This window comes from Paenibacillus residui, assembly GCF_042677205.1.
Classification (GTDB): domain Bacteria; phylum Bacillota; class Bacilli; order Paenibacillales; family NBRC-103111; genus Paenibacillus_L; species Paenibacillus_L residui.
This window is the reverse complement of record NZ_JBHTIU010000103.1, coordinates 1-12,464: the sequence shown is the minus strand read 5'-3', so window position 1 is coordinate 12,464 and position 12,464 is coordinate 1. Positions and strand designations below refer to the sequence as shown.

Sequence of the window (12,464 nt, the reverse complement as noted above, 5' to 3'; positions counted from 1 at the left end):
GATTTGCCATGTCGGCCATCAAGGTTCGTGATTTATACAAGCAGTTCAAAGTTCAGAAAAACCGGGAGGGTCTGAAGGGCGCGCTCCAGGACCTGTTCAAAAGAGAGTACCGTCAAATTACGGCGGTTGACCATATATCGTTCGACATTCCCGAAGGGGAGATATGCGGATATATCGGGGAAAACGGCGCCGGCAAGTCGACTACGATCAAGATGCTGACCGGTATCCTGGTACCGACCTCGGGCGAGCTGAAAGTCAACGGATATGTCCCGTACAAGGAAAGGGAGAAATTCGTGCGCGAAATCGGCGTCGTATTCGGTCAGCGCAGCCAGCTCTGGTGGGATATCGGCGTAATTGAATCGTTCCAGCTTCTGCGCAAAGTCTATCGGGTGGAGCCTGAGGTATTCCGGCCTCGGTTCGACGAGTTGGTGGAGCGGCTTCAGCTTCAGGAGCTGCTGCACAGGCCGGTGCGCAAATTAAGCCTGGGACAGCGCATGCGGTGTGAATTGGCGGCATCTCTGCTGCATAATCCGTCCATCCTGTTTCTGGATGAGCCGACAATCGGCCTGGATATCGTAGTGAAGACAGAAATTCGCGAATTCCTCAAATCTTTAAATCAGCGGTATGGGACTACTATTCTGCTGACCACTCATGATTTGCAGGATATAGAAGCGCTGTGCTCCAGAGTCATTATGCTGGACGAAGGGAAAATTATTTATGACGGCGGTCTGGAAGAGCTGAAGAGCCGCTGGGGTCAAGGCAAGGAGGTCGTTTTCCGTTTCGCCGCCCCGGTGATTATCGGTCAATTGGAGGCGATGACGGCCGGCTTGCAGGTACGGTGGACTCTCGAAGCGGGCACCATAGCAAGGGTTTGGGTTCCGGCGGAAACCAGTATATCGGAAGTGCTGGGCCGGGTGGTAGGAGCCGCTTCCGTAGAAGATGTCAAAATCATAGAAACAGAGACGGACGATATTGTGAGAGAGATCTATAAATCCGGAAGCTCCTCAGCGGCAGATCGTCTGCCCGGAGGAGGAAGAGGCAGCGGCACGACGACGGAATCGCCCGGCCAAGAGGAAGAGGAAGCCGTGCTTGCCGGAGGGGGCCGTGCTTCTTCATGATGAGCGCTTATTTGGACTTGATCCGCATCCGTTTCTTGATGATGCTGGCTTACAGGGTTAATTATTATTCAGGTATCGTAATTTATGTCATTAATATTGGGGCGCAATATTTTCTGTGGCAGGCCATCTACCAGGGCAAAGATTCGCTGGCCGGCCTCGATGCCGTCCAGATGACGACCTATGTAGCTATTTCCTGGATGGCGAGAGCATTTTACTTCAATAATCTGGACCGGGAAATTGCCAATGAAATCCGGGACGGCAGTGTTGCCGTGCAGATGATCCGGCCCTATAACTATCTGGTCGTCAAAATGATGCAGGCGATGGGCGAAGGAATCTTCCGCCTGCTTCTATTCTCGGTGCCCGGAATGATCATTGCCTCGCTGCTGTTTCCAGTCCGACTGCCGTCTGATCCGGGGGTATGGTTTGCTTTTGCGGGGATGCTGCTGTTCAGTTTTCTGATCAACTCGCAGATCAATATCCTCACCGGGCTCTTTGCCTTCTTTGTGGAAAATAATGAGGGCATGATGCGGATGAAAAGGGTCGCGGTTGACCTGTTCTCCGGCCTCGTTATCCCGATTTCCTTCTTCCCGGAATGGGGGCAGGCGGTAATGAAGCTGCTGCCTTTCCAGGCGATTACCTATTTGCCCGGAGCAGTGTTCGCCGGCAATGCGGCAGGGACCACGGCAGCCGGAGTGCTGAGCGTACAGCTCTTCTGGTTTGCGGTCCTGATCGTTCCGATCCTCATCATGTGGCGGTCGGCCAGAAACCGATTGTTCGTACAGGGAGGGTAGTCCATGTTTTATGCTTCTTTGTTCTGGGATTATTTGAAAAACTACATGAAAACAAGGCTGACCTACCGCGCCGATTTCTGGATAGAAGTGCTGTCGGACCTGCTGTTTCAGGCCATGAACCTGTTTTTTATTCTCGCGGTATTCCTGCATACGGATTACCTTGGAGGATGGAATCAGGCCGAAATTTTGTTTATTTACGGATTTTTCATGATCCCCTATGGAGTGTTTAGCTGCTTCTTTAATTTATGGAACTTTACCGAAAGGTATATTGTCAAAGGAGAGATGGACCGGGTGCTGACCCGGCCTGCCTACCATCTGGCCCAGCTTGTGCTGGAGAATATGGACCCTGCTTCTTTGGTCGGATCGCTGGCCGGTGCGGTGGTCATGGGATATGCATGGACTCAGCTGGATATTACGCTGGCATGGTACGATCCGATCGTTTTTATCGTTTTATTGATTGGAGCGGTATTGATTTATTTGGGAGTTTACGCATCCTTGACGGCGGTATCCTTCTTCATCGATGCCCCGACGGGCATTCTGCCGCTGATGTGGAATATCCAAAATTATGGGCGGTATCCGGTCAATGTTTATAACCGATTCATTCGGGCGCTGCTTACCTGGGTTATTCCTTTTGCTTTCGTCGGATTTTATCCGGCGTCGTATTTTCTGGACCGTGCCAATTGGGGATGGGCCGCTCTATTAACACCGGTAGTCGGATTGATCTTCGCATTCATCGGACTAAGTATATGGAATTATGGGGTGCGGAGATATCGTGGGGCAGGCTCCTGATCATTTAAAATAGAATCAGTAGAACCGGTTTCCATGGATTAGTCGGGGAGATTTTGAAGCATATTAAAAGGAAAGGGGGGATAGGTAGCCATGTCTACTCAGTTTCAACCGGGTGAGGCCGTTCCCGATTTCACTCTGCCGGCCTCTAACGGGGAGGAAGTAAGCCTAAGCGGCTTCCGCGGCCATAAAGTGGTCCTCTTTTTCTATCCTAAAGATTTAACGCCGACTTGCACCCAGCAATCCTGCGATTTTCGGGACCATCATTCACGCTTTGCGCAGGCCGGGGCTGTTGTTATTGGGGTAAGTCCGGATTCTTTGAAATCGCACCGCAAGTTTATTGAGAAGCACAACCTTCCGTTTCTTCTATTGGCCGATGAGGAGCAGAAGGTCTGCCGACTATATGGAGTTTGGAAGCTGAAGCAAATGTTCGGGCGGGAATACATGGGCGTGGAACGATCGACATTCCTCATCGACGAGCAGGGAAGGTTGATTCAGGAATGGCGCAAAGTGAGACTTAAAGGCCATATGGAAGCGGTTCTGACGGCGCTCACGAACGGAGAGAAAGCGTCATGAGCGGCCGGGAACGCGATTTGATTTCACCTTTATCCCGCTCGGTTAACGTCTATTTTATTGCCGGAATAGGCACCTGGTTTTCCGGAAATATGTTCGCCCCGGCCATGCAGCTGCTGGCGGACAAATTCCGGGAGGGCGGCTGCTCCCGCATTCATTCGACGGCCTTTTATCCTTATGGCACCATGGATCATCTACCGCGCAGCCGGATCCGGATAACGATGCTTCGTCAAGCTATTCAGGTGATCTGTGACATGTACCGCCGGCCCGATCGCTCTCCGGCTATCGTCGGGCTGACGAGGGACATCCGGAAGGATTACGGGCGTTCCGGCGAAGGGGACATTGTCCTGGTAGGCCATAGCGGAGGCGGCATTGCGGCTTACGGTGCAGCGCGGCTGTTATCCGGCCAGGGCTATTCCGTCCCCCATGTCGTACAGGTCGGTTCCCCCGAATGCCATATTGTTCCTGAGTGGCGGGAACGGGTCTACCGGCTTCGCCAGCCGGGCTGGAAGGATTGGGCCACCTGGTGGCGATTGTCGCTGTTTTCCCATCCTCTGCGCAGAGATACCGTCTCCATTGAGAAGGGACACCCATACTATTTCTGCCCCGACACCAAGGATAAGGATGGGGTTTCTAATCTGTCGAAGGTAATAGATAAAATATGGGAGGGGCTCCGTTATGAAGCGGAACAGGAATTCCAATCAGAGCTTGAGCCCAATGTGTAGCAACGTGCCGTTTATGTAATGATAAAAAGGCATTCCAGAGCTTCTGCTAGCTCCGGAATGCCTTTTTACTGTTCAAAGAAGTTGGAAATAACCATTCCCTTTAGACGGCTATCCCTCTCGCTCAGCACCGTTGTGCCGGGACAGCGGATCTTTAGCCCCGTCCTTGTGCCAATTTATTATTGAATCGTCAGCGGACCGAGCTGCTGCGGATCACCAATTGGTTTGGAATAATGACATCCCTTGCTATGGAAGCATCGGTTTCTCCCGCTAATAACTGCAGCAGCAGTCGGGCAGCTTCGACGCCCAGGCCAAGCTTGTCCTGTCTGACAGTGCTCAGCGGCGGAGAGAAGTGTTCAGCCGCCTGGATGTCATCATAACCGATCACGGCGACATCTTGTGGAACGGACAGCCCGTATTCCTGCAAAGCAGCTATGGCTCCGAAGGCCATCAAGTCGTTGCCGGCGAATATGGCGTCAAATTCGGTGTCCGTTGCGAGGAAAGCGGCAACCGCATCGGAGGCGGATGTTTTGTCCGCATTTCCATGAAGAATCAAGGCTTCATCCACATCCATCCCAGCCTCCGCAAGGGCTTGGCGATAGCCTGCGAATCGTTCATTGTCATGATAGGTATCCAGGATCCCCCGAATGAAAACAATCTTCCGCCGGCCCTGCTCCAGCAGATGCTTCGTCGCTTCATAAGCCCCTTGACGATAGTCCGAGGTGACGCAGAACAGCGGGATACGCTCGCTGATGCGTTTGCCGACAAGGACATACGGCAAATTTCGGTCGTAGTAATACTGCAAATAGACTTCATCGATATACTCACCCATAATGATAAGGCCATCGATCTTGCGCCTGTCTCCGATGCGTTTCCAATATTGACGGTCTGTGACGCTCCGGTTGGAATACAAGAGAAGGTCATAGCTGTAATTTGTTAAAAACGACTGCACCCCTTGCAGCACTTCATAAAAAAGATGATGCGCCAGAAACAGGGGATTGTGTCCGAATACGACAATCCCGATATTTTCCGTCTTTCCCCCGGCCAGGCTGCGGGCTTGCGCATGGGGCTGGTACCCGGTTTCCTTAATGATGCGCAGCACCTTTTCACGGACTTCGCTCCTGACCCCCGGTTGATTATTCACTACCCGTGATACCGTTCCGCGTGAAACTCCGGCCAGCTTGGCTATGGTTTCCAATGTATGAGACAAAATCAGCCACCACCATTTCTATATATCGGTAATCTGGAAAAAACAAGGTTGTTGCATTTTAGGAAAGAAGGCGCAGGAACCTTCATGTTATGTATAATTGGAATAATTGTAGAGGATGGGGACCCCTGCCAAAACTCGCTTTGTTGGGAGTGACTTCATATTATGAGCGAATGTAAATTTGTTCTCCTACAAGCCTCTATTGGCCCTGTACAATCACGTTTGCGGCCCCTGGTGACTTCTATCTTGTCCCATTCCTACAACTTATTATCGGGTCGCAGTTACGGCGTGTCTACTTTTTAGTCTACTCGCATCGCCGGGAATGTAACTGTATTTTATACAGGTAGTTTGAACAGGCTTCAAAAGATGACTAAACTACATGGAAAAACTACATTTAAAATAGAAGAATTATGTTGATATCGCCCATTTTGCTCAAACTAAATGGAGTTTTTCCACTTAGTCTACATTTTTTGTCCATAAGGAGCAAAACTAGCTGTATGAAATCCATTTAGACCCCCATACCGCTGACCGCGACACCATTAGATGATGAAAATGGATGGATTTTCAAGGTAGACCCCAATGCCTATTTAGCCCCTTAACCATTCGGACATTCCCCACCACTTCAGATACACTTATAAGCAGTCGGAGAGCTCCCATGAACCGTTTTGAAATCCTCTCCAAGGACCGGCAAGTAAAGCTCATGCTTAATATTATCATTGACTTTCCCGATATGAACAGGAATAATATGACTATATCAGAAAACTGGGAGCGCTCCCAGACCGAAGCTATACGACCAATAATTAGGCACTCGGGTGCCCAAACCGGGCGAGTGAAGTGCTTGGATTCCGAGCCATTAGAAAAGGATAACTTTTGGACCAACAAACTTCCATTTAAAAAGGAGAGGATAGGGAAATGTACGGTAACGATGACAGGTATGATGTGGCGGTGCTTGGAGGAGGGCCGGCCGGGATTGCCGCGGCATTGGCTGCTGCACGCAGCGGAGCCAAAACGATTTTGGCGGAGAGGTACGGATTTTTGGGAGGCATGTCCACGATGGCGATGGTCTATCCCTGGATGACCTTTCATACTTCAACGGGCAAACAAGTGATACGCGGCATTGCCCAGGAGGTGGTGGACCGGTTGGTAAGCCTGAACGCTTCACCGGGGCATTTGCGGGATACGATCGGCTTTGTCCACACTTTAACGCCATATCATCCGGAAGTGTATAAATTTCTGGTCTTTGAAATGCTGAAGGAAGCGGGGGTCAAGCTTCTTCTTCATTCGATGGTAACGGATGTTGAAGTTTCCGACGGGCGCATTCTGGGGGTCCATCTGCATAACAAAAGCGGGAAGCACATCATCCGCTCCAAGGTATATATAGATGCGACCGGTGACGCGGATGTCGCTTATTTGGCCGGGGCGCCGTGGGAACAAGGGGACGAGCGGCAGCGGGTGCAGCCCATGACGATGAAATTCCGCATGAAAGGCGTCCGGATCGACGAGGTCAAGCAATATATGCAGGCTCATCCGGAGGAGTTTTATGAGAAGTCTCTGATTCAAGAACTGGATCATCTGCCGTTGACCGGCGTCATGGGGTTTTACAGCCAATGGAAGAAAGCCGATTTGCCCATACCGAGGGAAGGCTTGCTGTTTTTCACGGGTCCGGGGAAGGATGAGGTGCTCGTCAACGTTTCCCGGATTTCGGGTCTGGATCCGACGAATGTCGAAGACTTGACGGAAGCCGAGATGGAGGGAAGAAAGCAGGTCCTCCTGCTGGAGTCCTTCTTCCGGGAATATGTGCCCGGATTTGCGGACGCTGTGGTCACCGCTACGGGGACACAGGTAGGGATTCGCGAAACGAGAAGAATTATTGGCGAATACGTCCTTCAAGGCGTGGATGTGCTCGATGGACGGCGTTTCGACGACGTCATCGCAAGAAGCGGATACCCGATCGACATTCATAACCCGGAAGGCAAGGGGGTCACTGCGAACTTCATCAGGGAGGGCGGCGCTTATGATATTCCCTACCGCTCCATCGTGCCGATGCAGGTCGAGAACCTGCTGCTGGCCGGCCGATGCATTTCAACAACACATGAAGCTCAGGCTACGACCCGGTTAACTCCAAGCTGTATGGCGATTGGGCAAGCCGCGGGGGCAGCCGCCGCCATCGCAGCGCACAGGCAATGTGCAGTGAGGGACGTTCCCATCGCCTCTTTGCAAGGTGAATTGCTTAAGGGGAACGCCGAATTGGGACTGGAAGAAGGCAGGGCATAAGGCCGGCCAAGCCCGGGCTTCGCCAAATGATGGCAATTATACAAATCCGGATTAGTCGTGCAGCAAAAGCTTATTTTTGCTGTAGTTTTAACCCTTGTTAGTCATATTGTCCTATCCGGCTCCATATACTCTATCAGATTGATCAATGATAGAACCGGGCGGAGGGATTTCATGACTCATCTTGTTTATTGGAATCAGTTATTGCTTCGGGCTGCCGTTCGGCTGGCCTGTCTTGCGGCCGTCTTGCTGCTTGTGCCGGTCTTGGCCTTCAGCGGCAAGGCCGAAGCTGCTGCCGGAGACGGGGAACTGGCCGAGCTGTATTCCCGGCTGCTTCAAGGATATAAAGAACATCAACCGTTGCCGCCGGAGCCCTCCGCCCGGCCGACGGTTTATTTGACGTTCGACGACGGTCCGAGCGGTCTTACTCCGCAGGTATTGGACCTGCTGAAGGCAGAGGGGATTTCGGCGACCTTCTTCGTGCTGGGCCAGATGGCTGAACGTTATCCGGACACGGTTGCTAGAATAGTAGAGGAAGGGCATAGCCTTGGAAATCATACCTATAACCATGTCTATAAAGAGCTTTATAACAATTTTGACGCCTTCTGGGAGCAGACGGTGGATACCGAACGGATTTTGCAGGAGCTGACCGGGCAGCGCCCCTCCTTGCTTCGTGCCCCGGGGGGAACGTATACGAATTTCGATGCATTTTACTATTACTACCTGCAGGAAGCCGGTTATCAGGTGGTGGATTGGAACGTTGACAGCGGCGATTCCAAGCGCAGGGGGGTGCCCGCTGCCGAAATCGTGGCGAATGTCAAACAAAGTCCGCTTCATTCCGAATTGATTGTCCTTATGCATGATGGCAAAGGGCATGAGGAAACCGTCAAGGCGCTTCCCGAAATTATTGCCTATTACAAGGAACAAGGTTATACTTTCGCCTCGCTGACGGAAGAGAACCAGCCGGTTCAGTTTCGGATAGGACCTCTGAAGTGGAAAAGGAATACCGGGTATGACCAATTCGTCCGTCAATTGGGCCAGGTTAGAGAGCACAATTCCAAGGTTGTTGCGTCTGCCCATTCGGAACAGGAACAGGACGGAAACAAACAGGCCGAATCCGGTTTGATTGATAAAGATTATGCGCATGATAAACGGCAAGAGTCGGAGTCGCTTCCGCTGACCATTACATGGGACGGAGAGCCCGTGGTGTTGAATTCCGGTCAGTATCAATTTGACAACGGCCGGTTTGCTGTGCCTTTAACCGAGCTGGCCGCAAGCTGGGATGCCGAGCTGGAGTGGGACGAAGTAACCGGCGAAGCCGTCATCCGCTCTGGCCTGCGTGAGGCGGCCATTGATCCGAACGGAGGCATCATCCGCTGGACAAATCTGTCTGAAAGCAAGGTTTACCATATGGCCGATGTTCAACGGATCGATGGGGAAATCTATGTCGGCTTGCGGATGATGGCGGAGCTGTTCGATTACCGGATTGTCGATTATACGTTGGAGCCGGACGATAGAACTGTTCATATAGAATCCAACAAGTCTCTCGGCTTTCCATGGAAGAGGTCTCCGGATGGTCCTCTATCCCAAAGCAAGCTCTGAGCCAAAGCCGGTCCGCCAGCCTGCCGGTCCAAATATAGCATTTTGCAAATAACCTCTTACGATATCCAAGTCTATCAGGTCTAAAACATAGATAGGATGGCCATGCTAGAATTATATGTCCTTTTCCTGAAGGAGGATGACCATCCATGTCTATATCGATAAATAGTTCGTATCTCTTTGATCGGCCGGAAGAGTGGATTGAGAGAATCTTGTCCAATGTGGAAAGAGCGGTACTGGGCAAAAGAGAGGTTGTCGAGCAGGCGCTTATCGCCATTTTGTGCGGCGGCCATGTCTTGCTGGAGGACGTCCCGGGCGTGGGCAAGACGACGCTGGTCCGGGCCTTGGCCCAAACGATGGATTGCAGCTTCAAGCGGATTCAGTTTACACCGGATATGCTCCCTTCCGATATTACGGGAGTTTCGCTGTTCAACCGCGGTACGAATGAATTTGAATTTCGCCCGGGGCCTTTGTTTGCCAACATTGTGCTGGCCGATGAATTAAACCGGACACCGGCCAAGACGCAAGCGGCCTTGCTGGAGGCCATGGAGGAGAAGCGCGTCACCGTTGACGGGGTAACTTACGAGCTGCCGTCTCCTTTTATTCTATTGGCTACCCAGAATCCGATAGAATACGAAGGAACCTATCGGCTGCCCGAGGCGCAGTTGGACCGTTTTCTGATCCGGATCCGGCTTGGCTATCCGGACCCTTCGCATGAGGTCGAGATGCTGGGACGAAGCCACGAGAGGCATCCTGCCGATTATGTGAAAACCGTCCTTCTCAAAGAAGAACTGAACTCTCTGCAGAAGAGAGTGCGTTCCGTTCATGTCGATGATTCCTTGAAGCATTATATCGTCGAGCTGATTAATGCCACCCGGAAGCATCCGGACTTTGAGCTCGGAGCCAGCCCCCGGGCTTCCTTGGCTCTTATGCATACGGCTCAGGCGAGAGCGCTTATTCAAGGCAGGGGCTATGTCGTTCCGGACGACATCAAAGCGGTGGCTTCCATTACGCTGGCTCACCGGCTTTGGTTAACCCCGGAGGCCAGAATGGCCGGCAAGAATGCGGAGCGGATCCTGGAGCAGTTGGTGGAGTGGAAGAACATTCCCGGCGCCTATCCTACGGGCTCAGCCAGGGGGAGAGCGCAATGAACGGCCGCAGAATATTTCTGATCGTGTGTCTCGCGGCCGCCTTATTTGTCCTGCTGGCGGCAGGCGCCGAGAGGGCCTCCATGCTCGCCCTGATCATTCTTGGTATGCTTGTGCTGTATGCATGGGGGGGCTCGCTTTTTGCTTTGCGCCGCTGCAGGATAGAGCGGCATATAGAGGAAAGCCATGTGATGGCGGGGGAGAAGGCGACAATAAATCTTATATTGAGCCGGAGCGCCTTCCTGCCGCTGCCCTGGCTGCTCATTAGGGATCAATGGACCCATCTGTCCACCGGGCAAACGTATTCCGCCGCCAGACTGTTGTTCCCCTGGTTTCAGAATCAGGCATCCTGCTCCTATACCATTCATGGGTTAAACAGGGGGATATATCGTTTTGAGAGGGTGGAGGCGATCACGGGAGATCTGTTCGGTCTGGCCGACACCAGAAAATATTCCGCTGAGAGCGCCCTGCTGACGGTTTACCCTGCTCCGGCCTTCATCCCGCTTAGACAGAGGCCGGTGTTCACGGATGCGGATAGCCCTGCAGGCTTGGCTCCTCCTTCCGGGGAAGGGTGGACCGGGATGGTGCGCGATTATGAGCCGGGAGATCCTCTCAACCGGATTCATTGGAAGGCGACGGCGCGCAGTGGCACGTTAAAAACGCGGGAGAGCGAAGCCAGTCGGACGGGACGGCTGGCCATCTTCCTGGATCGCCATCCGGACGGTACGGAGCCCGGACAGCTTAATCTTGTCTGGGAAAGAAGAGTTTCCTTGGCAGCGGGGCTAATTAAGGAAGCCGGGCGAACAGGGCGGGAGGCCGGCCTCTTCGTTGGCGGGCCGGATGCCGGCCCTCTATTTCCGGAAGCCAACGATCCTGCCAGGATATATGAACAATTGGCCACGCTAGAATCGGGGACAGGCTATGTGCTGGCGGATGACCTGCTTTTTCACGGCTTGAGCCTCCGGGGGGAGCTGCATATTTACGTGATCACCTCCCGGATAGATGAACGGCTGGTGCATAGTATAAAACAGGTTCGTTCCAACCGGAGGAGGCTGTCCTTGCTGTACGTGCCCTCACTCGATGCATCCGGAAGCCGGAGCTGGATCCCGGCATTAAGGGTGCTGGGCTGCGAAGTGCTGCAGGATGTGCAGGCGGTTCGAGCGGAAGGGGAGGGAAACGCAGATGAATGGATTGCTGTCTGCTCCGACGGAGCATAGATCATTCGGGGTCAACGTGCCAGCCCATCCTCACGGACCGCTGCAAGGCAAGGCACAAGCCGATGGCTCGAGCGGAAGGGGAGGGAAACGCAGATGAATGGATTGCTGTCTGCTCCGACGGAGCATAGATCATACGGGGTCAAGGTTCCCGGCCAACCTCACCGACCGCTGCAAGCCGATGCCGGCTCATCCGTCCGGGGATGGATGGCGGATGCCGCATCGACCCTGCTTCTCTTTGTTCTGCTAAGAGAATGGCTGCTGCCGCTCTCCCAAATTTACGGAGGGCGCATGATTCCTTCCGCCGCTCCTCTGATCGCGGCTGTAGCCGCCTTCCTGCTGCTGGATCTGCTGCGGCTGCCCGGCGCGTTGGCCTGGATATTGAAAGCCGCCATCGCCGTCACCTGGCTGGGGCTGCTGTATTATCCGGCCCTATTTCCGTTAGGCGGCTGGCTGTCGGCCTATGGCGAGACCTTATGGAGCGATCTGTCCTCCATTTGGAATGGAAGCTGGGAGGCCGTCAGCGCGCCGACGCGAACCTTATGGCTGCTTGCCAGCTTCGCGCTGCTGGCGGAAGCCGTCCAATCGCTGCTTCTGGTCAAGAAGCGAGTTCTGTGGCTGCTGGCGGCCACAGTCCTCTATTTGCTGGCGCTGGACGCCTGGTTCGCGGTCGAGGCCGAGGCGGCTCTGCTGCGGTCGACGGCGGCGGGCCTGGCCCTGGCTGCGGCCAACCGCATCCCCCGCCTGAGGCGGCAATACGCCGCCGAAGACGGCGGCAGCGGTTGGCGGGCCGCCTGGTCCGCCGGCTCCCTGCTGTTGATCGGAGCCAGCCTGCTGGCCGGCCTGGCCGGTGCCTCCCTCGGCAAGCCGGTATCCGAAGCTTTGCAGCTTCCGGAATACCGCTTGGCCGCGGAGCAATTCGTCACCGGCCGGTTGGCCGAGCTGGCGGCATGGGCTCCGAACCGGCAGGGAGCGGACCGCAGCCGCGCCGCCGTTGCCGTCGCCGCGCGGACGGGCTACCCGCCGGGCGACACG

General features: G+C 53.9%; 10 protein-coding genes and 1 pseudogene. 10 read left to right on the top strand and 1 reads right to left on the bottom strand.

The window, feature by feature from the left end; genetic code table 11:
• Positions 1-8: 8 nt before the first annotated feature.
• The 5 genes from ACFQ03_RS23995 (at position 9) to ACFQ03_RS23975 (ending at position 3,993) form a co-directional block, all read left to right on the top strand.
• On the top strand, positions 9-1,118 hold the full coding sequence (locus tag ACFQ03_RS23995) for an ABC transporter ATP-binding protein (RefSeq protein ID WP_379291466.1): 1,110 nt from the start codon (positions 9-11) through the stop codon (positions 1,116-1,118).
• The gene (locus ACFQ03_RS23990) at positions 1,115-1,909 is read left to right on the top strand and encodes an ABC transporter permease (protein ID WP_379291464.1); all 795 of its coding nucleotides are present in this window, start codon (positions 1,115-1,117) and stop codon (positions 1,907-1,909) included. The genes ACFQ03_RS23995 and ACFQ03_RS23990 overlap by 4 nt, the downstream gene beginning before the upstream one ends.
• A 3-nt stretch (positions 1,910-1,912) precedes the next feature.
• Positions 1,913-2,698, top strand: coding sequence for an ABC transporter permease (locus ACFQ03_RS23985; RefSeq protein ID WP_144941845.1), 786 nt, complete (start codon positions 1,913-1,915; stop codon positions 2,696-2,698).
• A gap of 90 nt (positions 2,699-2,788) precedes the next feature.
• On the top strand, positions 2,789-3,271 hold the full coding sequence (bcp, locus tag ACFQ03_RS23980; protein WP_379291462.1) for a thioredoxin-dependent thiol peroxidase: 483 nt from the start codon (positions 2,789-2,791) through the stop codon (positions 3,269-3,271).
• Entirely contained in the window at positions 3,268-3,993 is a 726-nt protein-coding gene (locus tag ACFQ03_RS23975) for a hypothetical protein (protein ID WP_379291460.1), read from the top strand. Before bcp ends, ACFQ03_RS23975 begins: the two co-directional genes overlap by 4 nt.
• Positions 3,994-4,180: 187 nt before the next feature.
• Here the strand turns inward: ACFQ03_RS23975 and ACFQ03_RS23970 are convergent, their stop codons facing one another.
• The gene (locus ACFQ03_RS23970; protein ID WP_379291458.1) at positions 4,181-5,200 is read right to left on the bottom strand and encodes a LacI family DNA-binding transcriptional regulator; all 1,020 of its coding nucleotides are present in this window, start codon (positions 5,198-5,200) and stop codon (positions 4,181-4,183) included.
• A gap of 909 nt (positions 5,201-6,109) precedes the next feature.
• Here ACFQ03_RS23970 and ACFQ03_RS23965 point away from each other — a divergent pair.
• From ACFQ03_RS23965 to ACFQ03_RS23945, 5 genes and pseudogenes are all read left to right on the top strand, one after another.
• Positions 6,110-7,471 carry an FAD-dependent oxidoreductase gene (locus tag ACFQ03_RS23965; RefSeq protein ID WP_379291456.1) on the top strand — a complete coding sequence of 454 codons (1,362 nt, stop codon included), beginning with the start codon at positions 6,110-6,112 and terminating at the stop codon, positions 7,469-7,471.
• Positions 7,472-7,642: 171 nt separating this feature from the next.
• Entirely contained in the window at positions 7,643-9,070 is a 1,428-nt protein-coding gene (locus ACFQ03_RS23960; protein WP_379291454.1) for a polysaccharide deacetylase, read from the top strand.
• Positions 9,071-9,216: 146 nt separating this feature from the next.
• Entirely contained in the window at positions 9,217-10,218 is a 1,002-nt protein-coding gene (locus ACFQ03_RS23955) for an AAA family ATPase (RefSeq protein WP_379291452.1), read from the top strand.
• Positions 10,215-11,432, top strand: coding sequence for a DUF58 domain-containing protein (locus tag ACFQ03_RS23950; protein WP_379291450.1), 1,218 nt, complete (start codon positions 10,215-10,217; stop codon positions 11,430-11,432). Before ACFQ03_RS23955 ends, ACFQ03_RS23950 begins: the two co-directional genes overlap by 4 nt.
• A 93-nt stretch (positions 11,433-11,525) precedes the next feature.
• A pseudogene (locus ACFQ03_RS23945) lies at positions 11,526-12,464 on the top strand (hypothetical protein); the annotation flags it as partial.

Coding starts and splice junctions, on each gene's coding strand:
- ACFQ03_RS23995 (WP_379291466.1), top strand. CDS start 9: ATGTCGGCCATCAAGGTTCGTGATTTATACAAGCAGTTCAAAGTTCAG.
- ACFQ03_RS23990 (WP_379291464.1), top strand. CDS start 1,115: ATGATGAGCGCTTATTTGGACTTGATCCGCATCCGTTTCTTGATGATG.
- ACFQ03_RS23985 (WP_144941845.1), top strand. CDS start 1,913: ATGTTTTATGCTTCTTTGTTCTGGGATTATTTGAAAAACTACATGAAA.
- bcp (WP_379291462.1), top strand. CDS start 2,789: ATGTCTACTCAGTTTCAACCGGGTGAGGCCGTTCCCGATTTCACTCTG.
- ACFQ03_RS23975 (WP_379291460.1), top strand. CDS start 3,268: ATGAGCGGCCGGGAACGCGATTTGATTTCACCTTTATCCCGCTCGGTT.
- ACFQ03_RS23965 (WP_379291456.1), top strand. CDS start 6,110: ATGTACGGTAACGATGACAGGTATGATGTGGCGGTGCTTGGAGGAGGG.
- ACFQ03_RS23960 (WP_379291454.1), top strand. CDS start 7,643: ATGACTCATCTTGTTTATTGGAATCAGTTATTGCTTCGGGCTGCCGTT.
- ACFQ03_RS23955 (WP_379291452.1), top strand. CDS start 9,217: ATGTCTATATCGATAAATAGTTCGTATCTCTTTGATCGGCCGGAAGAG.
- ACFQ03_RS23950 (WP_379291450.1), top strand. CDS start 10,215: ATGAACGGCCGCAGAATATTTCTGATCGTGTGTCTCGCGGCCGCCTTA.